Below are 24400 nucleotides of genomic sequence, written 5' to 3'. Positions count from 1 at the left end.
TGAGACACAAAATCAATCCTGCTTCCGACCTAAGCACCGGGGATTTGCCGAAGACAAACGATCGTGTGTTAAAACAACGGATAACAACTGTTTTGTCTTGTTTGTACTTATTCTTTATTTTAGCGCCACATAACCGAAATTATTCATGCGTTTACTCCACATACTTTTTGCCAGCCTGACTTTTATTACTGTCTCCGGCCAGGAAACATATCCAAAAGATTATTTTCGCGCTCCTCTGGATATTCCGCTCCTGCTCTCCGGTACCTTTGGTGAACTGCGTTCCAACCACTTCCATTCCGGAACCGATATAAAAACACAGCAACGGGAAGGATTACAGACTTATGCCGTAGCCGGAGGATATGTCTCCCGGATAAAAATTTCGCCCTGGGGATACGGCAAGGCGCTTTACATTACACATCCCAACGGGTTTACTTCCGTTTATGCTCACCTGCAGAAATTCGCTCCCGAAATAGAAGCTTATATAAAAGAAAGGCAATATCGTAAGGAGTCTTTTGATATAGAACTTTTCCCGGCATCTGCAGAATTGCCGGTAGAGAAAGGCGACCTCATCGCTTATACCGGGAACACCGGTGGCAGCGGCGGCCCCCACCTTCATTTTGAAATACGGGACACTAAAACGGAAAAACCGATAAACCCGCTGTTTTTCGGCCTCCGGGTAAAAGATTCCGAACCGCCTTTTATACAAGACCTTTATGCATACCCGCTTAGCGACAGTTCGCAGGTAAACCGTTCCGGGGAGCCGCTCCCCATACATTTCAGCAGGCAACCGGACGGCACGCTACTGGCAGACAAGACCGAGGCTTACGGCCCTATCGGTTTTGGTATCCGTGCTTATGACAGGCAGGACCTGGCATACAATAAAAACGGGGCATATGCCGTGCAGATGTCTGTTAACGGAACTACACATTTATACTATGATTTCGAAACCTTTTCTTTCGCGGAGAGCAGGCATATAAACACTCTTATCGATTACGGGCATTATATCCGAGAAAGACAAAGAATACAAAAATGCTTTATTTCTCCGGGAAACAGCCTGAGTATTTACAGTAAAAGGCTGCATGAAGGAGTTATTGATGTCCTGGACGGCTCGGATTATAACATCATCATCGAAGTACACGACTTTGAGGGGAACAACAGTATCCTTAAAATTCCGATAACGGGTAAAAAACAGGACATCGTACACAAAAAAGAAAAACAGATAACTCCCAATTACCTGCGTACTAACCGGGATAACATATACGCTACCGGCGATATTACCGTTTTCTTCCCTTCGCACACATTTTACGAAGACCTGTATTTTGACCTGAAGGATAATGGTGACGGCACCTATGAAATTCACAATGACGAGGTCCCGCTTCAAAGGAATTTCACCTTGTCTTTTGATGTTTCCACTTATCCGCAGGAAGAGCGAAAACAACTTTTCATTGCACGTCTGGACCGCCGGAAGCGCCCTTCTTATGAGACTACTTACAAAAGAGGTGATACATTTTCCACACATACGAAGAACCTCGGCACTTTTACCCTTCAAAAAGATACCACGGCCCCGAAAATAACCCCGGTCAATTTCAAGGAAGACCAGTGGCTATCCAATTACCGCTACCTGAAAATAAAGATATCCGATGACCTCAGCGGTATAGCTTCATACCGTGCAACGATCAATGGCCGGTGGATATTAATGGAATACGAACCGAAAGACAACACCCTGACCTATAATTTCGATGACATCCGTTTTAACGACAGCAAACACAAACTGGAACTTTCTGTCACGGATAATGTAGGGAACAACAACACATTTAACGCTACATTTTATAGGGCAACTAAGTAAAAACAGTACCTTTGCACCACCGTATGCCAAAGATCGTAAATGACCGGCCAGCCGTATACAAAAGCTTTTTGTACATATCTGAACCACAGTTGGTAAAATCGTTACGGACATTGCGGATACACCACCAGGAGATGAGTTATTCAGCTTAAAAACCTTACAAGTGAAAAAAGCATTGTTTTTATTATTTATTTTATGCACAGCCCCGGTTTTTGCGCAAAAAACGATTTATGAAAGCCAGAAATTCGAAGAACTAACCAAAGATCATAAAACGCTTGCCATTCTTCCTTTCCTGGCTACCCTCGAACTGGAAAACATGGAAAACCTCTCGGAAGAGGAATTGGAAAAACTGGAGGCCAAAGAAGGATATGCGGTACAGAATGCCCTGGAAAGCTATTTTTCCAAAAAGAAAAACCGCAAAGGGTTCCGGGTAAACCTTCAGAATATAAAAAACACGAATGCCATTCTCAATAAAAACGAAATCTCTATCGAAAACCTGGATGTCTACACTTCAGAAGAACTGTGTAAACTGCTGGATGTTGACGGTATAATAAGCGGCAACCTCACCCTCCGAAAATTAATTTCCAAGGGAGTGGAAAACCCAAGCCTTTTTGATATTATACGCGGTAAAAGCGATTATGGCAGGATAGCTATAAAACTCAGTGACGGAAAAACCGGGAAACTGCTGTGGAAGTTTGAAAAAACCATAACACGAAAATCCGGGAAAAATACCCGTGATATTATAGAGTCTATTATGAAAAAGGCTTCCAGGAAGTTTCCGTATGATAAATAGATCTTAGAATTGAGATTTTAGATTTTAGATTCGGTGGGATTTAAGCATATTGTAAAAATGGCATATATCGAAACCCTATATATGCCATTTTTTATCAGACCTTCGGAAGAAAATCAGCTAGCTTTCCCGGAATTCTTTCAGGGTTTCCACTACGTAATCCAGTTCTTCTTTCGTGTTAAAGGAAGAAAATGAAAATCTCAGGGAAGGCTTCTGTAATTCCTCTTCACTGAGTATGGCACTGAGTACATGCGAACCCGTAAGGCTACCACTCTGGCAGGCGCTGCCTTCGGAACAGGCTATACCTTTCAGGTCCAGGTGAAACAGCAACATTTGCGCTTTTTCCCTGGTAAAAGGTAAACGTACATTTACCAGGGTATATGTACTCCTGCTATTATCCGCACAGCCTCCGTTAAACTCCACTCCCGGTATTTTTTCCCTGAGTTGCTCTACAAAGTAGTTTTTCAGCTCCAGTATATACGTTCTTTCTTCTTCCAGATGGTCGTATGCCAACCTCAGGGCTTCTTCCATCCCTACAATATTGTGTACACTTTCCGTTCCGGCGCGATATCCTCTTTCCTGTTCACCTCCGAAAATCAAGGGGTTCAGCCCGGTTTTTTTACGGATATACGCAAAACCGACCCCTTTGGGCCCGTGAAATTTATGTGCGGCAGCGGCGAGGAAATCTACAGGGATCTTTTGCGTGTCCCATTCCCAATGCCCTATGGATTGTACCGCATCCGAATGGAACAACGCATCGTTTTCCTTGCATATCCTGACAACCTCAGCGATATCTATTTTGTTTCCTATCTCATTATTCACATGCATAAGGCTTACCAGCTTTTTGCTGTCGTCGTTTTGGAGTAACCATTCCAGGTGTTCATGATTTGGTGTACCATCCGGATCCGGCACCACGTACTTTACAGCAATAGCGTATTCCTTTTGCAGTTGTTCTGCCGTATGCAACACCGCATGATGCTCTGTTTTAGAAGTGATAATAGTTTGTATTCCCAGATCCCGAACAGCGCTGCGGAGTACCATATTATCAGCTTCGGTGCCACCGGAGGTAAAAATAATCTCGGACGGAGAAGCATGGAGATATCCCGCTATGGTTTTACGTGCCTTTTCTATCAATGTCCGGGCCGAGCGCCCGAAACTATGCGTAGAAGAAGGGTTACCATAGTTTTCACGGAGAGATGTACCGAGTACTTCCAGCACCTCGTCCCGCGCTCTTGTCGTAGCTGCATTATCCAGATATATCTTGTGCATTGGTTGTTAAAATTATGTGGAATATTGTCCGTTATACATACATTTCCACTACTTTTGTTTCGGAAATGCCTGCGCAAATTTAAGGGTTTTGCCGGGAAAAGACAGAGATACCCGTGTATTAAAAAATACAGGCCTGTCGGAAAGAGAAAATATTACTATGAAACATATTTTTATGAAAAATACTTTCTTCGGAATACTGCCTGCCATTTTATTACTGACCGGCTGTAATGATGGCGATCTGGACATAGAACGTGTAGATTTTTCCGAAAGCAGTATTACAGGCTGTACTAATTTCGAAGACACCGGGCTCTTGTTTAAAATTGCAGACAACGAAGCCCTCATACTGCAGCTGGAATCCAATTTTCTAAGGAACAGGGTAACTGCAGACAGTATTGAAAGTAACATTCCCGGAAATTCCCAGTTATACTATCGTTTTTTCGACAATGCCGTAACGAATGAGTATTTTTGCAACACCGTTCCGCCTTCCACTCCCGCAGTACTTCAGGAAGTGGTAGCCACGGGAGGGGTTATACGCGCCCTTTCCACACCCAAATCGGACGGCACCGGGTTTAATCACGGAATCGTAATACACGGGGCAGTATTGATGAATGATGCCGGGGAACGGGTAATTGAAAACAGGTTTCCCCTGGGAACATACACCACTATCCCGCCCAGTGCGGCAATCGGTGCCGAATTCAGCAATGTCATACACTGCAACGACACGCTGGTATATAAAGCAGGTACCGACAATACCGACAGGGGAATTGCCCTGGTTCTGGACCTGGAAGAAGGCTTGTTCCGCAATGAAGAAACAGAGGAAGACAGTCCTATAATAAGTACCATCGGTACCGAAGGATCAAGGGTATTCTTTTATGTATTCGACGGTGAAGTGCCCGACAATTATTTCTGCCTGGAGGAAAAACCGGAAACCCCTGTACAATTAGCGCGATATGAAGCTATCCAGGGCGAAATAGCAATCACCACGACAGAAACAAGTGACAGAACAGGTTTTTCACACCAGATCAATTTCCAGAAAATGATCCTGCTGAATGCCAATGAAGAAAGACTCCTGGGACAAAATGCTAACTTCGGAACATTTACGATAACCACCGAAGGGGATACCCCTTAATACTGGAAAAACACTCCGGGCTGAAGTTTTATGCGAGACAAAAGCTTTCAGGAAAATGCCTGGAGACCGGCTGTCTATGTTTTGTCCTTTGGTATATTTTGTTGAGACTCTATAACACACTTGCTTACAAACACCGGTTTCACCCGGATCATCACCATCTGATAACAGCACTTCCCCAGGTAAATCCGCTACCAAATGCAGCGAGAACCACAACGTCTCCTTCTTTTATTTTTCCTTCCTCCCATGCTTCGGTAAGGGCAATCGGAATAGAGGCTGCCGTGGTATTTCCGTATTTCTGAATATTGTTGTGCACCTGATCGTCGGAAAGTCCGAATTTCTGTTGTATAAACTGTGATATCCGCAGATTGGCCTGGTGAGGGATTAACATGTTTATGTCCCCGGGTTGCAGGTTATTTTGCTTTAATCCTTCCAGGATCACTTCACTGAACCTCACAACGGCATTCTTAAAGACAAACTGGCCGTTCATATACGGATAATACGATATATCTTCCGGATCGTTTTCTTCGAGGATATCCTTCACCCAGCGCCCTCCCATTCCCGGGGCGGTAAGTGCCAGCTCTTCCGCATGCTCGCCTTCGGAGTGGAGATGGGTGGATAAAATCCCCTTTGTATTATCTTCTTCCCTGGTTACCACCGCAGCTCCTGCCCCATCACCAAAGATCACGGACACCGCTCTGCCACGGGTGGTCATATCCAATCCGGTGGAATGCAGTTCGGAACCGATAACCAGGATATTCCGGTACATTCCGGTTTTTATAAACTGATCGGCCACGGAAAGCGCGTAAATAAAACCAGAACACTGGTTTCTTACGTCCAGGGCACCTACCGTTTTTATCCCAAGCTCCTTCTGCACCATCACTCCGGGCCCAGGAAAATAATAATCCGGACTAAGGGTAGCAAACACAATAAAATCTATATCTTCTTTATCTATTCCGGCTCTTTCTATAGCCACTTTCGCAGCCTTCACTCCCATAGTGGCCGTAGTATCCCCGTCTCCCCGTACTACATGGCGCCTTTCCTTTATCCCGGTACGCTCCTGTATCCACTCGTCATTAGTATCCATTATTTTGGAGAAATCGTCATTCGTTACCACGTTCCCGGGGACATAATACCCCAGACCGGAAATTTTAGAATTATACATTTTTTCTGTTTTAAGGTATCTTTTTTTGTTAAAATCTAAATCAGGGATGCAATTTAACCTAAAATTAGTGAATATGTACAACTTATAAAAAACACTTACTTAAAACAGTATTTTTTTATTGCAGTATCTTCAAGAAGATAAATTAATCCGCTAAAAACTGCTATATTTAATTTTTTAAAGACCATGCAGACCATTCCCCAGGCACCAACCAAGACACGAATAGCTTCCATAGATATAATGAGGGGACTTACCCTCGTCCTCATGTTGTTTGTCAATGACCTGTTTGTTCCCGGCGTCCCCAAATGGCTGGTACACACACAGGCAGCAGAGGACGGCATGGGGCTCGCAGACTGGGTATTTCCCGGCTTTCTGTTTATGGTTGGTCTTTCTATTCCGTTCGCCTTTATATCAAGAAAAAAAAGAGGTGAAAACAAAAGAAAGATATTCCTTCATATTATAGGAAGAACTGTAAGTTTGCTTATTATCGGGGTTTTTATGGTGAATGTTTCCACGCTGAATCCACAACTTACAGGTATAGGTACTTACACCTGGGCTATCCTGGTATACCTATGTATCTTCCTCATCTGGAATAAATATCCGGAAAACACGGGGAGACAAAAACTATATCGAAGTCTCCGTTTAACGGGTATTGCAGGGCTAATACTGTTGGCCTTTCTCTTTCGGGCAGGGACAGCGGAAGACCCGGAATGGATTTCCCCGCAATGGTGGGGCATACTGGGACTTATAGGATGGGGATATTTTGCAGCGGCCGTTACTCTTTTACTAACCGGAGAGAACCTGAAAAGTATTTTTGCGGTCTGGATAGGTTTTATCGCATTGAACATCTTCTCCCAACTCGATTTGTTAACCTTTTTGAACCCCATACAGCCCTATTTCGGGGTATTACTTAGTGGCACCACACCCTCCATTGTACTTTGCGGTCTCCTGACCGGAGTTATTTTAAAGAGGAATAAGGACCATTTCACAAAACTGCTCCGTATCCTGATCCCTTTTGGTATTCTGATCCTTTGCACAGGATTTGTATTGAGAAACTGGTTTATCCTTTCCAAAATTTCGGGTACGCCTTCGTGGGCAATGGTCTGTAACGGCATTAGTATTCTCGTGTTTTGTATATTATTTTATATCATAGACTTCCGGAAAATCATTTCGTGGGGTAACGTCTTTCTGCCGGCGGGACAAAACTCACTGACCACCTATCTGGCTCCGGATATCTTATATTTTATTCTTTGGGGATTTCACCTCCCCTTCTTCTTTTACAAACAGGAACATTCCCCGCTCCTGGCTGTCATCGGGTCTTTAGCCTGGGCCCTGGCCATGATAGGCCTTGCCAGGTTGTTGTCCAAGGCGGGAATCCGGTTAAAGTTATAAGAGATAAAACAATTATATACCAGAACTTCAATAACCCTCTTTTTCATTTCTCAAACCCGTATGTTTATCTCATTTTAAGAAATATTTAAGTTTATTTATAGCTTTTTTTAGCAACTTTACCGGAATTATAAAAATTCCACAATGAAACTAAATGTATTCCTCTCCTCACTCCTCTTTGCCGGTTTTTCTTTTTTCTCCCCGGCACAGGAGAACCTGACGTATCAAAAACCACCAAAAGAAATCCTGGAACTGGTGGATATTCAACGGCCTCCTTCCGTACGGATAGACAACAACAAGGAAAATATGCTATTGCTATACCGCAACAGTTACAAAACCATAGCGGAACTGTCCGAAGATGAACTTCGTCTCGCCGGTCTTCGTATCAACCCTAAGACCAATATATCCAGCAGGGCCGTATTTATCAACAATATAAAATATAAGAAACTAAAGGACCCCGAACCCAAGCAGGTTACGGGGCTTCCGGAAAATCCCAGGTTGTCCTACTTCACCCATTCGCCGGACGAAAAGAAAATAGCCTTCACCAACACTACCGATACCGGGGTGGAAATATGGGTACTGGACATGGCAAGCGGGGCGGCAAAAAAACTGACTGATGCCAGTGCCAATGCCAACATGGGCAATCCGTTCAGTTGGTTTAAAGACGGAAAATCTCTCCTTGTACGGATGCTCCCGGCAAACAGGCCGGAACTTATAGACACGGAAGAAGCCGTACCCTCCGGGCCTACTGTAACGGTGAGCAGCGGTATTCTTGCCCAAAACCGGACTTACCAGGACCTGCTGAAAAGTAAAGCCGATGAATTCAATTTTGAAACTCTTACTACTTCGGAACTGTACAGCGTAGACCTGGAAGGTAATCAGTCCCTCTGGAAAGAAAAAGCCATGTACTCAGGCGAACGCTTCTCCCCGGATGGAAAATATGTAATGATAACTACCCTGCACCGCCCGTTTTCCTACATAGTTCCATTATACCGCTTCCCTTCAACAATCAACATATATGACCTGGACGGCAACCTGGTAAAAACCGTGGAAGAAACCCCTCTTATAGAAGACCTCCCTAAAGGCTTTATGGCAACAAAACAAGGAAAGAGAAGTATTTCGTGGCGTGCGGACAAGCCAGCTACCGTAGTATGGGTAGAAGCCCTCGATGGTGGCGATCCGGAAAAAGAAGTTCCTTTCCGGGACGAAGTATTTACCCTGGAAGCCCCGTTTAAGGGAAATCCGGAATCTCTGGTAAAAACCATCAACAGGTTTTCCGGAATCACCTGGGGAAATGACCGCGTTGCGGTTCTGACAGACAGGTGGTGGAACGACCGGAATACGAAAACCTATATATTCAATCCTTCCCAAGCGGGGAAAGAAGCTAAAGTAGTATTTGACCGGAATTACCAGGATAAATACAGCGACCCCGGAAACTTCGAAACGGAGAAAAACGAATATGGTCAGTATGCTCTGAAACTGGATGGTAACAGCGCCTTTCTTATCGGAGACGGGTATTCGGATAAAGGTCAGTTTCCTTTCCTTGACGAAATTAACCTGACCAGTCTGAAAAAGAACCGCCTGTACCAATCGCAATTCACGGACAAACTGGAAAACATCCACTCTGTAATCGATGCCGGAAAAGGAGAAATACTGGTGCGTATCGAATCTAAAAACGAATACCCTAACTATTACCTCCGCAACCTGAAAAAACGTATGGCGCCGGTTGCCGTAACCAGTTTTAAAAATCCTTTCCAAAGTATTGAAAATGTACACAAAGAGGTTATCACCTACAAAAGGGACGACGGACTGGAACTGAGCGGCACCCTGTACCTGCCGGAAGGTTATGATACGGACAAAAAAGAAAAGCTGCCGATGATCCTCTGGGCTTACCCCAGGGAATACAAAGACAAAAGCAGTGCCGCGCAAACAACGTCCAATCCCAACTCCTTTACTTTCCCTTCCTACGGTTCTCCCGTATTCTGGGTAACCCGGGGATATGTTGTTCTGGATGGCGCCGCCTTCCCTATCATAGGAGAAGGGGACAAAGAACCGAATGACACCTTCCGGGAACAACTCGTGGCCAATGCCAAAGCAGCGATAGATGCGGTGGATGCCCTGGGATATGTGGACCGGGAAAGAGTTGCTGTAGGCGGACATTCTTACGGCGCCTTCATGACCGCCAACCTGCTTACACATTCCGATCTGTTTGCAGCGGGAATAGCACGTAGCGGAGCTTATAACCGTACCCTTACTCCTTTCGGCTTTCAAAGCGAGGAACGAAATTACTGGGAAGCCCCGGAAATCTATAACGGTATGTCGCCTTTTATGCATGCGGATAAAATGAAAACTCCCTTACTGCTCATTCACGGGAATGCAGACAACAATTCCGGGACCTATCCTATGCAGAGCGAACGTTATTTCAATGCCCTGAAAGGCTTCGGCGCCCCTGCCCGACTGGTTATGTTACCTAAAGAAAGTCACGGTTATGCCGCTAAGGAATCTATTTTGCACATTTTGTGGGAACAGGATCAATGGCTGGAAAAATATGTGAAGAATAAAGAATAAACAGGAGTACAGACCTGTCATACCGGCCGGAACCCGGGAAAGCGCCAGAGACAAACAGCGCTTTTCCGGGTTCCGGCTTTTTATTGAAGTACCATAAAAAGAACCGCCGCCAGGACACCCCCCATAACAGGGCCGATCACGGGGACCCAGGCATAAGACCAGTCATTTCCTCCTTTTGTTTTTATAGGCAATATGGCATGCATCATCCTCGGTCCGAGATCCCTGGCCGGGTTAATAGCATATCCCGTGGTACCCCCGAGCGATAAGCCTATGGCCCATACCAGAAAAGCAACAGGGATCGCGCCTACAGATCCAAGTCCTATGGGTTCTGCGGAAGACGTTATTTCCGCCCCGGTGATATAAAAAATGGTGAAAAGCAAGACAAAGGTACCAACCACTTCACTGATAAAGTTGGAGGAATATCTCCTGATTGCCGGGCCGGTACAGAAAACGGCCAGTACTGCTCCTTTATTTTCCGTGCGGTTAAAATGGTCCCGGTACATAAGCCATACCAGGAAAGCCCCTGCCATAGCTCCCAATACCTGGGCTATAATGTAAGATGCCACACTTCCCCAGGCAAACTGCCCCGCTACGGCCAGTGCAATAGTTACCGCAGGGTTTATATGGGCCCCGCTATATGGTGCTGCCACGGTTACGCCCACAAAAACGGCCAGGGCCCAGGCGGTGGAAATGACAATCCACCCCCCGTTATTTCCTTTCGTATCCTTCAGCACTACATTGGCAACAACTCCGTCCCCTAAAAGAATGAGGAGCATGGTTCCTAAAAATTCAGCCACAAATGGTGTCATGTATATTATGAATATATTTCGGGTTAAACATTTTTTCACATATCACGGACAAGGGTAATCCCGGTTCCGAAAATTTTATTCGCTCCAGCTTCGTGTGGCCTTGATAGCCTTTTTCCACCCGGCAATTCCTTCTTTCATCTCTTTCTCCGGATCGGGAGTAAACGTTTTCTCCATCTGCCACAACTGTTGTATCTCATCGATATTTTTCCAGTACCCGATTGCCAGTCCGGCAAGGTAAGCTGCTCCCAGGGCGGTTGTTTCCACAACATTGGGCCTTATGACATCGCATCGCAGGAGATCGGATTGAAACTGCATCAACAAATTGTTTACTGCAGCACCGCCGTCTACGCGAAGTTCTTTGATCTTCAGCCCGGCATCGGCCTGCATGGCATTCAGCACATCGGCTGTCTGGTATGCTATGGATTCCAGTGCCGCACGGGCTATATGGGCGGATGTCGTACCCCGGCTCAACCCCACCATAGTGCCCCGCGCATCCGGGTCCCAGTGGGGGGCTCCCAGCCCGGCAAAGGCGGGAACAAAATATACGCCGTCGGTGTCTTTCACTTGTGTGGCCAGTTGTTCTATTTCATCGGACGTCCGGATAAACTTCAGGCCATCCCGGAGCCATTGTACAACGGCACCGGCTATAAAAATACTGCCTTCCAGGGCGTATTGCGTTTTACCGTCGATCTTCCATGCCACGGTAGTAAGCAGGTTATTTTCGGAAAGTTTGGGCTTGTCCCCGATATTCATCAGCATGAAACACCCGGTACCGTAAGTATTCTTTACCATACCCGGGGTGATACACATCTGCCCGAAAAGTGCTGCCTGCTGGTCTCCTCCTATACCGGCAATAGGAATAGGCGTAGCAAATACCGTGGTCTTGGAATGTCCATACACTTCACTGGATTGTTTTACTTCGGGTAACATACTTCGCGGAATGGTAAACAGTTCCAGCAATTCGTCATCCCATTCCATACTGTTGATATTGAAAAGCAAGGTCCGGGATGCATTGGTCACATCGGTTATGTGCAGTTCTCCCTTGGTAAAATTCCAGATGATCCAGCTATCCACCGTACCACAAACCAGGTCGCCTGCTTCTGCTTTTTCCCTGGCCCCGGGAACATTGTCCAGTATCCATTTTACCTTGGTCGCAGAGAAATACGAATCTATGATCAGTCCGGTTTTTTGGCGTATGAGTTCCTCTTTCCCCTGCTTTTTCAGTTCCGCACAATACCCGGCGGTACGGCGGTCCTGCCAGACAATGGCATTGTATACGGGAGTACCGGTGTTCCGGTCCCAAACAATAACAGTTTCCCGCTGGTTGGTAATTCCCATTGCGGCAATGCTCTTACCGTTCAGGCCTATTTTGGTTACTACCTCTGCCGCTACTCCCGCCTGCGTAGACCATATTTCCAACGCGTTGTGCTCCACCCAGCCCGGTTTGGGGAATATCTGGGTAAATTCTTTCTGCGCTACGGAAACGATCTGTCCCTTTTCATCAAACAGGATCGCCCTGGAACTGGTGGTGCCCTGGTCTAAGGCTAAAATATATTGTTTCATAGTATCGGGTTATTTAGGGTAGACTGTATTGAACTCATCTTGACTTTTCCGTTTATTTTTTTAAGCTAAAATGTTTAGTACATGATAAAAATTTAATTTCCATGAATTTTGATCATGTTCGTTTCACTCAATAATATAATTCCGGGCTACTTTTTCAAAGGCGTGCACCTGTTCTTTTTGCCATTGCTCATCCTTACCCAGTTCTATAGCCAGTAATTCTGCTGTTTTTCCTGCCATTCGTACCGCAGCCTTTGCGTCCAGGAAAAGTGCCCTGGTACGCCTCGCCAGCACATCTTCTACTGTTCTCGCCATTTCATAGCGGGCAGCCCATACCACCTCGGCTTTCCTGTAAGGAAGAGCATCATCGAGGTTTTCCTCCAATGCGGGATTTTCTTCGATCAGTGCCAAAACGTGTTCCCGGTCGCTTCCGTAAACATACAAAGGATCGTTAAAGTCCGGCGATGGTTTCGCTCCATGAATGGCCATTGCAGCACTTTTGCTGTCTTGTTTCGGTAATTTCCCCAATGTCACGGCTTTATCTATGGTATCTTCTCCCATCTTCCGGAAAGTCGTCCATTTCCCCCCGGTTATGGTAAGGAGTCCTGCTTGCGACACCAATATTTTATGGCTCCTGGAAATTTCCTTGGTTTTCCCGGAATCTCCCTCGGTAGCAGCAAGCGGCCTCAATCCTGCAAATACGGACAGAACATCTTCCCGGGCCGGTTTTTTGGTGAGGTATCGTCCGGCCGTCTTCAGTATAAACACGATTTCTTCTTCCAGGGCATGAGGTTCCAGGCTGTGTTCATCCAGGGGGGTATCCGTAGTTCCCACCACCACTTTATTGTGCCATGGCACGGCAAAAAGCACCCTGCCGTCATCTGTTTTCGGTATCATAACCGCGTCTTCCCCGGGGAGAAAGGATTTGTCGAGCACAAGATGTACTCCCTGGCTGGGGCGCACGAGGTCTTTACTCCCCGGCGTCTCCATACGCAGAATGTTATCCACAAATATACCTGTGGCATTCACCACTACATCCCCCCGGAGATCATATACTTTCCCTGTTTCCTTATCGGTAGCTATAACGCCGTCTATACTGTCGTTTTTTTTCAGCAATCCGTTAACTTCCGTATAATTTAGCACTACTGCTCCGTGCTCTACACAGGTTTGGGCAAGGTTTACCGCCAGACGGGAATCATCGAACTGTCCGTCGTGATACAGCACGCCGCCTCGCAATCCTTCCTGTTTAATTGTCGGCACCCTCCGCAACGCTTCATCTTTTCGGATATATACCGAAGAGCCAAGGCTAAGGCTTCCCGCAAGCAGGTCGTACACTTTCAAGCCGACGGTATAAAAGGCACCTCCCCACCACCGGTAATTGGGAATAACAAACGACTGGTTCTTCACCAGGTGCGGCGCATTTTTAAGCAACAGCCCTCTTTCGCGCAGGGCTTCCCGTACCAATCCTATATTTCCCTGTGCCAGGTAGCGGACACCGCCGTGAACCAGTTTGGTACTGCGGCTGGATGTTCCCTTGGCAAAGTCGGCCTGCTCCAATACCAGGGTTTTATACCCGCGGCTTACGCTGTCCAGAGCAACCCCAAGCCCTGTTGCTCCACCACCGATAACAATAACATCCCATTTTTCATTTTTTTCCAGTTCCCTGAGCAATTCTTCCCTCCGGAACCGTTTAGTTTCATTACCCATCTTTTTCTTTTCATTTTTTACAAAAAGTTTCGTTTATCAATAAATACATAAATAACGAAACTTTTCAAAAGTAAATGATATTTGCTAATTTCCCAAAAAAATCCTTTATTTTTTATTCACCTGAATATTTATGACCAATACCAACCTTATTCTCCGTTAAAAAACACATCATACACCTCCAAATAGTATGATCCTACACTATTTCCTTTTATTTCATTTTAATTCATATTACATTTCGATTTATTGCTCATTTTACGGTTTTATCAAACTTTTATGTATTTTTACCACTGAAAACGGGCTTTTTATGATGAACAGACACAAACAGATACTGGATAAACTGGCTAAGGAAAAGCATGTGGAAGTTCTGGAACTCAGCAAGGAACTTCAAACATCTGCCGTTACCATACGTAAGGATCTGCGCCTGCTGGAAGAAAAAGGGCTCCTGTTCCGTACTCATGGCGGGGCTTCACTGGAAAATCCGTATGTGAATGACAGGCATGTCCACGAAAAAGAGAAAGTACAAACCGAAGAAAAGAAAGCCATAGCGGCCGCAGCGGCCAGACTGGTGGATACTGCCGAATCTATCATCATTGCATCGGGCACTACCGTACTTGCTTTTGCAAGGGCAATTCAGCCTAAAGAAAAACTGATCGTTATTACCTCTGCTCTCAATGTTGCCATGGAGTTGCTGAGGCATCCGAATATCGAAGTATTACAGCTCGGCGGCTATACCCGGCACAGTTCCTCTTCGGTAACCGGGCATTATGCGGAAATGATACTGGAAGAAACTTCCTGTAACAAACTCTTTATAGGTGTAGATGGTATAGACCTGGACTTCGGGCTTACAACTACCGATATTACCGAGGCACACCTCAACCAGAAGATGATACGCTCCGCGCAGGAAGTTATTGTTCTTGCCGATGCCACGAAATTCGGAAAGAAAGGTTTCGGAAAAATCTGTGAACTGGATCAGGTAGACCATATCATCACGGATAAAAGCATTTCTCCCGCTTTAGTCAAGAAATTACGGGACCAGGGGATTATGATTACTGTTGTTTAGTTGAGTAGTTCCTGGTTTCAGAAAAATTTTCACGCACCCCCATCTTCGGCATCTCCCAAAAAGAGAAAGAGTACAATCCTTTTTGATCCTGTTTTTTTATTTTATTGACCCATTGTCGAATTATCACATCATCCGGTTCCTGACTTTTGACATCGTATTTTAAAATGCCACTTTGTCACCTCCTCCTGCATTGGTACTTTTTTTGAAACTGCCCTAGAAGAAAATCACTATTAAAATTCTAATAAAATGACAACCGGAAATATCAATGTATCTGTAGAGAACATTTTTCCGCTGATCAAGAAATTCTTGTACAGCGACCATGAGATCTTTTTGAGGGAACTTATTTCCAATGCCACGGATGCTACCTTAAAGCTAAAACACCTTACAAGTATCGGCGAGGCCAAGGTAGAATATGGAAATCCCGTTATTGAAGTTAAAATAGACAAGGAAGGTAAAAAGCTTCATATCCTGGACCAGGGTATCGGTATGACAGCCGATGAAGTACAAAAGTACATCAACGAAGTCGCTTTTTCCGGGGCTGAAGAATTCCTGGAAAAATACAAAGATTCCAAAGACACCGGGATCATCGGCCACTTCGGTCTCGGCTTTTACTCTGCTTTTATGGTAGCCAAAAAGGTAGAGATCATCACCAAATCTTTCACGGATGCACCCGCTGCACACTGGACATGTGACGGCAGCCCGCAATTCACCCTGGAAGAATCGGACAAGAAAGACAGGGGAACCGAAATTATACTGCACATAGCGGACGATTCCACCGAATTCCTCGAAGAGAGCAAAATACGTGAACTATTGGTTAAATACAATAAGTTCATGCCTGTTCCGATCAAGTTCGGCACCAGGACGGAAACCCTGCCAAAACCGGAAGACGCCAAAGAAGAAGATCCGGCACCTACCGAAGAAGTAGACAATATTATAAACAATACGGAACCGGCGTGGACAAAGCAACCGGCCGATCTCAAGGATGAAGATTATAAAAATTTCTACCGCGAGCTGTACCCGATGCAGTTCGAAGAGCCGCTTTTCCATATCCACCTGAATGTGGATTACCCGTTTAACCTGACAGGTATCCTCTTTTTCCCGAAACTGACAAACGACCTCAGCATTCAAAAGGATAAGATACAACTTTACCAGAACCAGGTTTTTGTTACGGATAACGTAGAAGGCATTGTTCCGGAATTCCTCACCATGCTCAAAGGGGTTATCGACTCTCCGGACATTCCGCTGAACGTGTCGAGAAGTTATCTTCAGGCAGACGGTAATGTTAAGAAAATATCGAACTACATCACCAGGAAAGTTGCGGATAAACTCAGTTCCCTGTTCAAGGACAACCGGGAGGACTTTGAGAAAAAATGGAACGACATCAAGATCGTTATTGAATACGGTATGCTTTCCGAAGAAAAATTCTTTGAAAAAGCCGATAAGTTTGCCCTGTATCCGACAGTAGACGATACCTTCTATACTTTTGAAGAACTCAGTGAGAAAATCAAGGACAACCAGACGGACAAAGATGACAAATTGGTTATCCTGTACACCAACAATAAGGAGGAACAACACGGTTATATAGAAGAAGCCAAAGCGAAAGGTTATGAAGTGCTGCTCCTGGACTCTCCTATCGTAGCCCACCTCATCCAGAAACTGGAAACAGAAAAAGAGAATATCTCTTTTGTAAGGGTAGATTCCGAACCTGTTGACAACATCATTAAAAAGGACGAGGAAAAGATATCCAAACTTTCGGATGAAGAAAAAGACAAACTGAAAGAGATCATCACCGAGGCTGTTCCGAAAGAAAAATATACGGTACAAATGGAGGCTATGGACAGTAATGCGGCTCCTTTCCTCATCACACAGCCGGAGTTTATGCGAAGGATGAAAGAGATGAATGCAACCGGAGGCGGAATGTTTGGCATGAGCCACATGCCCGAAATGTACAACCTTGTGGTGAATACCAACAACGAACTGGTATCTCAGATATTAAGCACCAAAACCAAGCCCAAACAGGAAAGGCTTATCAGACAATCCCTGGACCTGGCACGGTTGTCACAAGGACTCTTAAAAGGTGAAGAGCTCACTAACTTCATCAAGAGGAGTTTTGATATGATAAAATAAATACGAAGCAATCAGGACAGGACCGTCTTTAATTTTCATATCTGTCGGTTCGTTCTTTCTGCTATACATTCAAAAAACCGCCCCGGGATTCCCCGGAGCGGTTTTTTTGTTTACCCGGGGTAAGGTTTTGTATATAAATCCCTGGAAAATTTCCGGTTTTTTTCGTTTTTTCACCGTAATTTTACCATATGAAAGTCATTGCCGTCAATATCGCCAAACCTACAGCCATTCCATGGAAAGGGAAAGAAGTACTTACCGGTATCTATAAACATCCGGTAACTTCATCCATATTACTGGAAAAGGAGGATGTTCAGGGCGATGCGGTGGTTGACCGGAAATATCACGGTGGCACGGACAAGGCGTGCTATGCTTTTTCCGCAGATCATTATCCGTACTGGAAACAGCGCTATCCCGACCTGGAATGGGACTGGGGGATGTTCGGAGAAAATCTCACCATCGAAGGACTGGACGAATCCCGTTTACACATCGGTGACATCCTTAAAATCGGCAATGCTACCGTACAGGTAACACAACCCAGGCAACCCTGCTTTAAGCTGGGTATAAAATTTGACAGCCAGAAAGTACTTAAAGATTTTATCGCTTACGAACGTCCAGGGGCTTATCTGCGTGTCCTTACGCCCGGCACCGTTAAAGCAGGAGACCCCGTGGAAATTATAGAACAGGACCCACAGCGGTTTAGCCTGCAGGAAGTGTTCTCCCTGCTCTACAAACCGGTTCCGGACCATATTCCGCAGATTACATCACATCCTTTACTGGCAGAAAGCTGTAAAAAAGACTTGGACCGTATATTTTCCAGGATCTCCTAACATATCGGAAAGGATTATTTACAACCTTGTCCGAATGGTATTTTTTTGTATCTTTATAAGGCACGGTCTTTTACCTGAAACCTTCTGCAATTTCAAAAGAGATGAAAAACCTGTTCAAAAAATTAAAACTGGAAAACCAAAAGGAGATCCTGGTACTGAACGAGCCTAAAGGATTTACAAAACAACTGGCTGAACTGGTGGGTATCGAAGTATACGAATCCCTGGTACAGGTCAACAAGGTAGAATTTGCCCTGGTTTTTGTGACTACCATCAAACAATTTGAACAGCAGATGCTTACCCTGGGCCCCAAACTCAAGGATGATGTTGTTCTGTGGGTAGCGCATCCCAGGACAATTTCACAAAATTACACCACCGACATCACCAATGCCTATGACTGGGCTCCCCTGACCAGAAATTCTTATGACAGTGTGGACAGTCTCACCATTAATAAAGACTGGGAAGCGCTGCGCTTCAGAAAAATGGAATATATCCGTTCGGGCCACAACAATAACCATTCCGGTAAAATGGAAGGCAAGGATATCCGGCCGGATACATCGGCTACTTCTTAAAACAGTATGTTATAATGCCGCAATCTTCTTTTCCGGGTTATATTTACCAACTCAACCGATTAATCCTGTTATGAAAAACAAACTTATTCTTATTGCCGGAGCTGTCCTGGTAATTGTCCAAAGCTGCAAAAAGGAAGAAAAACAAAAAACCGAAAATCATCCCCCGATAGCACAGGTTTTTGCCGATTACCATGAGGGAAGTCTAAAGCTGGATCCGCTAAGCGCCACTTATGCCGGGGACTACCGTTATAACGATCTCCTGCCAAATTATCTCTCCGGGGCATACAGGGATTCTTTGGAAACTTTTTATACTTCCTACAAGGAAAAACTAAACAACTACGACAAAGATTCGCTCACACCAAATGACCAACTGAGTTATGATATTCTGGAGTGGGAGTGTAATATGAAGCTCCGGGACCTGAAGTTCCCTTCCTACCTCATGCCTGTTAATCAGTTTTATTCTCTCCATCTGACCGTTACCCAACTGGCAAGCGGAGCAGGTGCACATCCTTTTAAAACCGTCAAAGATTATAATGACTGGCTGAAACGCGCCGATGCTTTCGCGACATGGTGCGATACCGCCGTGATTTATATGAAAAGGGGGATGAAAGAAGGTTATGTTCTGCCTGTATCTCTCATTAAAAAAGTCATTCCGCAAATAGATGGCCTGGCAAACTCCGAAGTTGAGGAACACATGTTCTACAAACCCATAGAAAACTTCCCCGCAGCATTCGGAGAGGAGGACAAGGACAAACTCCGAAAGGCATATGCCGGTATGATCTCGGAAAAACTCATTCCCGCATTTAAAAAAATGGATACTTTTATAAAGGAAGAATACCTCCCGGCAGGAAGAAAAACTTCCGGTATATCCGAATTGCCCGGGGGACAAGATTATTACGACCATCTTATCCAACAATACACCACCACAACCCTGAGCGCCGCTGAAATACACAAACTGGGACTGAAGGAAGTGGAACGCATAGCTTCGGAAATGGAAAGGGTAAAAAATGAAGTAGGGTTTAAAGGAAATCTCAAATCATTTTTTGATTACGTAAGAAACAAAAAGGAACTTATGCCTTTTGATGATCCGCAGGAAGTGATCGACAATTTCGGTGATATCCATGAGACAATGCAACCTCAACTGGACAAATTATTCGATATGGTTCCCCGTACGGCCTTTGAAGTACGGCGTACGGAGGCATTCCGTGAAGCATCCGCCAGCGCAGAATACCATCCCGGTTCTCTGGACGGTACGCGCCCCGGGATATTTTACGTTCCCGTTCCGGATGTAAAAAAATACAATATGTTTTCTGACGAAGACCTCTTTTTACACGAAGCCATTCCCGGGCATCACTATCAAATATCCCTGCAACAGGAAAATGACAGCCTGCCGATGTTTCGAAAAACACTGTTCTACAGCGCATATGGAGAGGGATGGGCCCTGTATTGCGAATCGCTGGGTAAAGAACTCGGGCTCTATACCGACCCTTATCAATATTTTGGTATGCTCAGCGCCGAAATGCACCGTGCGATCCGCCTGGTAGTAGACACCGGGATACACACCAAAGGCTGGAGCAGGGAGCAGGCCATCCGTTATTCCATGGAAAACGAAGCCGAGTCCGAAGCAGGTATAACCTCGGAGATCGAACGCTACATGGCAATTCCCGGACAGGCTCTGTCTTATAAAGTGGGGCAATTGAAAATACTGGAACTGCGGAACAGGGCGGAAAAAGCGCTCGGAGACCGATTTGATATCAAAGAATTTCACAATAAAGTACTGGAACCCGGATGCCTGCCACTGCAACTGCTGGAAGAAAGAATAGATACCTGGATACAGGAACAATCCTGAATAAGGGGCCGGGTTTAAAATGAAGGCGATTGAAGGTTATGATTATTGGGGAATGACGATGCCACGGAAGAGTTGCAGGTTTGACAACTTAATGGCGCCTATGAAGGCGGCTGAGTGCTTCTACACAGAAGAGCGATATGGAAGTCCTGTTTTAATTTCGTAATTTCAGGCCAAAGGAAATACTCCCTCAGTTGCTTTTGCCTGCCCTTTAATTTCTGGGATTGCACCGTGAATAAAGTTGAGGTAACAATTTCTTAAACGAAAAGAGGCTGCAAATTTATTGCAGCCCCTTTCGCTTTAAAATCAATCAATCTATTAAAAAACCCAATATTATTAATCTTTTTCTTTTCCCGTTTATTTAAGACTTTGCAGGTTTTACTTTTTCTACAAAGGTTTTGTTTTTGTGGGTCATTACCAGGGTATATGTACCGTTGTTTACATTAGAGAAATCGTACATTTTGCCCAGTTCATAACCGCCTTTCAAGGTTTCCTGATAAAGAAGGTTGCTGTTTGCGTCGTAAACCTCCACATGAAGCGGGGATTTGTCAAGGCTCAAAAGGTTTACATAAACCATTTTATTCCTTACGGACACCATGGGCTTGTACATTTCATTGCTTTCGTTGTAGTACAATTTAGCGGAGTATGCATCTACTATTATAGAATACCTCTTTACTTTAGTAGCGCTTTCCACTTCGAGAAAATACTGTCCTTCGGGCAATCTGTCGAAGTTATAGGTTCTTTTGTATTCTCCGTCGATTTCTATATTTTCTGCATACAACACCCTGTTGTTTTTGTCGATAAGGGAAAGTCCTACGGATTTCTGCACGTTGTTAACAACAAAACTCACAGTTTTCCCCTCATATCCTTTTACTTCCAAAGAGAAGTCTAATTCTCCTGTCTTAGCTCCTGCTGTCACCACCATAAACATTAAAGCGGCAACGATACTGATCTTGGTTAATTTTTTCATAACAGCAATTTTTTTTAATTAAACAGATTAGGCTTTGTTGACGATGTAAAAGTACTATGCCCACAACGATCTCACTACTATTAAATTTTCCAATATATGTGCTATTTTACCCCTCACCTAATGTTAAGCCAATGTTAAGGTTAATATTTCATATATTATTGTTAACTTTGCATATAAACCGACAAAATCGATGATTTATTTTTAATAGGTTTTCACTCAAAAAGGTATAACTATGGAATTAAAGAATTTAAAGCCGTCATTTGAGGTAATACACCCGTCTTTTGGTAATTCCTTTTCCTATACCAGGTATAGCCAGAAAAAAAACAACAAAGCAAGAATATGGCATTACCATCCGGAAATAGAACTGGTATATGTAAACGGTGGTGCCGGAAAAAGGCAGATAGGTAGTCATATATCCTATTATACGGAAGGAGACCTCATACTTATAGGAAGCAATCTGCCCCATTGCGGTTTTACGGATAAACTTACCGGTAACAAAAGCGAAACCGTAATACAGATGAAACCCAATTTTCTGGGTAATGATTTCCTGGAAAGACCGGAAATGAAAAATATACAAACCCTTTTTGACCGGGCTAAGGGAGGGATCGCCTTCTATGGAGATACCAAAAAGGAGATCGGCAAAAAAATAGAGGGGATGTCCATGCAATCGCAATTCAACAGGCTGCTCACTATTCTTAGTGTGCTGCACGATCTGCAGGATTCCAAAGAATATAAGATCCTTAACGCAGCGGAAAGTTTTTCCATGGAAACCGAAGTTCAGGATAATGAAAGGATAAACCGGGTCTTCAACTTTGTCAAAGACAACTATCAAAGACAAATATCCCTGGACGAAGTAGCGGAACTGGTAAGCATGACCGTACCTTCGTTTTGCCGTTATTTTAAAAAGATAAACAATAAGACATTTACCAAGTTTGTCAATGAATACCGGCTGGTGCACGCCTCAAAACTCCTGGCGGAAAAACCCATGAGCATCACCGAAATATGTCTGGAAAGCGGGTTTAACAATTTTTCGCATTTTAATAAGTCCTTCAAGGAATTTACCGGCAAGAGCCCGTCCGAATACCGACATGAACTCCAGGCTGTTTTCAGCTGGTAGGACATTATGAGAAAATATACACACCAATACCCGTTACCTTGTATAAAAATTCCACATACCGACTGCCGCTCAAAGATGCCGAAGTGTTGTACTATCCGGGAATCTTCTCTATGGAGAGATCCCTTTTCTACTACCAATCCCTGATGGAAAAAGCCCTTTGGCAACAGGATGAGATAACACTTTTCGGAAAAACCCATCCGCAACCCAGGCTCACTGCCCTTTACGCAGACAACCTTGCCTCTTATTCTTATTCGGGTATTACCATGCATCCGCATCCGTTTTTCCCGGAACTGGCAGAGATAAAAGAAAAAGTAGAAGCCGTATGCGGGGAAAGTTTCACTTCCTGCCTGCTAAACCTTTATCGCAGCGGAAAAGACAGCAACGGATGGCACGCAGACGATGAGCGGGAGCTTGGCCCTAACCCCGTAATAGCCTCGGTAAGCCTTGGAAGTGAACGCTATTTTCACTTTAAACACAAAAAAGAAAAGGAATTCCGGCACAAACTTCTCCTGGAAAACGGAAGCCTGTTGCTTATGAAAGGGAGTACACAACACCATTGGTTACATCAGATACCTAAAACCGCGAAGAAAACAGGTCCCCGAATAAACCTCACTTTCAGAAACATCCGGATATCGGGAAAATAAGAAAAGGATAAAAAAAACGTCCGCCGGAGCGGACGTTGTATGTTTTATTCCCTGAAAAGAAAACTAATCACTGCCTTTAATACGACCGGGATATCTGCATTAATTTCCTTGCTTTTAGCCTTCGCTTAGATTAACACAATCTTCATGCCAAAGTCGAAATCACACTTGTTACCCTAAAAAACCACCGTATTTCCGGGTTTTCAATCGTATGTCCTTTGAAAACCGGGATATCAACCAAATATATCGTTAAGCACCTTTGCCAGGCGAAGTCCCCCTTTTTGCAATTGCCCTTTCACGGTATGAAAATGATCGTACATATATCTATATCCAAGTTTTTCCCCTGTTTCCGCCGAAGCATATACTTCATCAGCAAGGTGACGTGATTCCTCCACCCAATCGAGGACAGCACCTTGTTGAAGGCGCTTAACTTCCTGCTTTGAAATATCCGGATAGCTGTCTGCTATTTCCGTATAGCTCATTTTATAATGGTCAATCATCTTGGAATCCCATACACTGTGCAGGTTGGTCCCGCTGTTAAACCAGCGTACCTGTATATCGTTACCTCCTTTGTCTTCTGCTTTGCCCACATGCAACGGTTGATGCAGGTCTCCTATAAAATGGATCAGAAGTTTCAGGTGAAATACTTTGTCCTTGTCATCGGCATTATCGTCTTTTATTACGGCAACACACTTTTCTATGGCAGTAACCAGGTCCCCGTATTCACTTACAGGTTCTTCCCCGTATTGTTTTCCAGGCGTAATATTCACGTAATGCCAGGCATCGTATTTCCGGAAACGGTTATCCGATTTTATATCGTCCGCATGGTTGGCTACAACGGCCAGGCTCTCCCCGTGCAGCAACTTACTTATCTTTCTTTTGGCCCTGCCATTCAGATATTGTTCTGCAATCTCGCCAACTACCCGGTGCCCCGTAGGCCCCCAAACCACACTATTCGCCCAGGCCACATTTCCTATAAATAATAAGAGTAAAATAACGGCTCCCTTCATAATATTTTGC

General features: G+C 44.7%; 19 protein-coding genes. 12 read left to right on the top strand and 7 right to left on the bottom strand.

The window, feature by feature from the left end:
- Positions 1–145: 145 nt before the first annotated feature.
- Positions 146–1846: a M23 family metallopeptidase gene (locus ACVBDU_RS08495; RefSeq protein WP_447179322.1), complete on the top strand. Its 1701-nt coding sequence runs from the start codon at positions 146–148 to the stop codon at positions 1844–1846.
- Between the two features lie 160 nt (positions 1847–2006).
- Positions 2007–2636, top strand: coding sequence for a hypothetical protein (locus ACVBDU_RS08490; protein ID WP_447179321.1), 630 nt, complete (start codon positions 2007–2009; stop codon positions 2634–2636).
- Positions 2637–2753: 117 nt separating this feature from the next.
- On the opposite strand, the gene ACVBDU_RS08485 is transcribed toward ACVBDU_RS08490, so the two are convergent.
- Positions 2754–3902 carry a cysteine desulfurase family protein gene (locus tag ACVBDU_RS08485; protein WP_447179320.1) on the bottom strand — a complete coding sequence of 383 codons (1149 nt, stop codon included), beginning with the start codon at positions 3900–3902 and terminating at the stop codon, positions 2754–2756.
- 172 nt (positions 3903–4074) lie between these two features.
- On the opposite strand from ACVBDU_RS08485, the gene ACVBDU_RS08480 reads away from it, so the two are divergent.
- The gene (locus ACVBDU_RS08480; RefSeq protein ID WP_447179319.1) at positions 4075–5031 is read left to right on the top strand and encodes a hypothetical protein; all 957 of its coding nucleotides are present in this window, start codon (positions 4075–4077) and stop codon (positions 5029–5031) included.
- Between the two features lie 151 nt (positions 5032–5182).
- Here the strand turns inward: ACVBDU_RS08480 and ACVBDU_RS08475 are convergent, their stop codons facing one another.
- Positions 5183–6193, bottom strand: coding sequence for a 3-oxoacyl-ACP synthase III family protein (locus ACVBDU_RS08475; RefSeq protein ID WP_447179318.1), 1011 nt, complete (start codon positions 6191–6193; stop codon positions 5183–5185).
- 183 nt (positions 6194–6376) lie between these two features.
- Between ACVBDU_RS08475 and ACVBDU_RS08470 the strand changes: the two genes are divergently transcribed.
- Complete coding sequence (locus ACVBDU_RS08470) at positions 6377–7582, top strand: DUF5009 domain-containing protein (protein WP_447179317.1); 1206 nt, start codon at positions 6377–6379, stop codon at positions 7580–7582.
- A 141-nt stretch (positions 7583–7723) separates the two neighbouring features.
- Complete coding sequence (locus ACVBDU_RS08465) at positions 7724–10147, top strand: alpha/beta hydrolase family protein (protein WP_447179316.1); 2424 nt, start codon at positions 7724–7726, stop codon at positions 10145–10147.
- Between the two features lie 80 nt (positions 10148–10227).
- On the opposite strand, the gene ACVBDU_RS08460 is transcribed toward ACVBDU_RS08465, so the two are convergent.
- The 3 genes from ACVBDU_RS08460 to ACVBDU_RS08450 all read right to left on the bottom strand — a co-directional run bounded on the left by ACVBDU_RS08460 (position 10228) and on the right by ACVBDU_RS08450 (position 14223).
- The gene (locus ACVBDU_RS08460; protein ID WP_447179315.1) at positions 10228–10956 is read right to left on the bottom strand and encodes an MIP/aquaporin family protein; all 729 of its coding nucleotides are present in this window, start codon (positions 10954–10956) and stop codon (positions 10228–10230) included.
- Between the two features lie 75 nt (positions 10957–11031).
- Positions 11032–12519, bottom strand: a complete 1488-nt coding sequence (glpK, locus tag ACVBDU_RS08455) for a glycerol kinase GlpK (protein ID WP_447179314.1) — start codon at positions 12517–12519, stop codon at positions 11032–11034.
- A gap of 123 nt (positions 12520–12642) precedes the next feature.
- Entirely contained in the window at positions 12643–14223 is a 1581-nt protein-coding gene (locus tag ACVBDU_RS08450) for a glycerol-3-phosphate dehydrogenase/oxidase (protein ID WP_447179313.1), read from the bottom strand.
- Positions 14224–14527: 304 nt separating this feature from the next.
- Here ACVBDU_RS08450 and ACVBDU_RS08445 point away from each other — a divergent pair, with 304 nt between their 5' ends.
- From ACVBDU_RS08445 to ACVBDU_RS08425, 5 genes are all read left to right on the top strand, one after another.
- Positions 14528–15283 carry a DeoR/GlpR family DNA-binding transcription regulator gene (locus ACVBDU_RS08445; RefSeq protein WP_447179312.1) on the top strand — a complete coding sequence of 252 codons (756 nt, stop codon included), beginning with the start codon at positions 14528–14530 and terminating at the stop codon, positions 15281–15283.
- A gap of 246 nt (positions 15284–15529) precedes the next feature.
- Positions 15530–17410, top strand: coding sequence for a molecular chaperone HtpG (htpG, locus tag ACVBDU_RS08440; protein WP_447179311.1), 1881 nt, complete (start codon positions 15530–15532; stop codon positions 17408–17410).
- Positions 17411–17598: 188 nt separating this feature from the next.
- Positions 17599–18237: an MOSC domain-containing protein gene (locus ACVBDU_RS08435; RefSeq protein ID WP_447179310.1), complete on the top strand. Its 639-nt coding sequence runs from the start codon at positions 17599–17601 to the stop codon at positions 18235–18237.
- Between the two features lie 101 nt (positions 18238–18338).
- Positions 18339–18806, top strand: a complete 468-nt coding sequence (locus ACVBDU_RS08430) for a hypothetical protein (RefSeq protein WP_447179309.1) — start codon at positions 18339–18341, stop codon at positions 18804–18806.
- 70 nt (positions 18807–18876) lie between these two features.
- Positions 18877–20655, top strand: a complete 1779-nt coding sequence (locus ACVBDU_RS08425) for a DUF885 domain-containing protein (protein ID WP_447179308.1) — start codon at positions 18877–18879, stop codon at positions 20653–20655.
- A gap of 358 nt (positions 20656–21013) precedes the next feature.
- Here ACVBDU_RS08425 and ACVBDU_RS08420 read toward each other — a convergent pair whose 3' ends face one another.
- Positions 21014–21622: a T9SS type A sorting domain-containing protein gene (locus tag ACVBDU_RS08420; RefSeq protein WP_447179307.1), complete on the bottom strand. Its 609-nt coding sequence runs from the start codon at positions 21620–21622 to the stop codon at positions 21014–21016.
- 232 nt (positions 21623–21854) lie between these two features.
- On the opposite strand from ACVBDU_RS08420, the gene ACVBDU_RS08415 reads away from it, so the two are divergent.
- Entirely contained in the window at positions 21855–22739 is an 885-nt protein-coding gene (locus ACVBDU_RS08415; RefSeq protein ID WP_447179306.1) for an AraC family transcriptional regulator, read from the top strand.
- A 38-nt stretch (positions 22740–22777) separates the two neighbouring features.
- Positions 22778–23383, top strand: coding sequence for an alpha-ketoglutarate-dependent dioxygenase AlkB family protein (locus ACVBDU_RS08410; RefSeq protein ID WP_447179305.1), 606 nt, complete (start codon positions 22778–22780; stop codon positions 23381–23383).
- Positions 23384–23613: 230 nt separating this feature from the next.
- Here ACVBDU_RS08410 and ACVBDU_RS08405 read toward each other — a convergent pair whose 3' ends face one another.
- The gene (locus ACVBDU_RS08405; protein WP_447179304.1) at positions 23614–24390 is read right to left on the bottom strand and encodes a S1/P1 nuclease; all 777 of its coding nucleotides are present in this window, start codon (positions 24388–24390) and stop codon (positions 23614–23616) included.
- Between the last annotated feature and the right edge of the window lie 10 nt (positions 24391–24400).

This window comes from Sinomicrobium endophyticum, from assembly GCF_052983315.1.
Note: the sequence above shows the minus strand (reverse complement) of the source record. Positions and strands in the feature narration are given on the sequence as shown.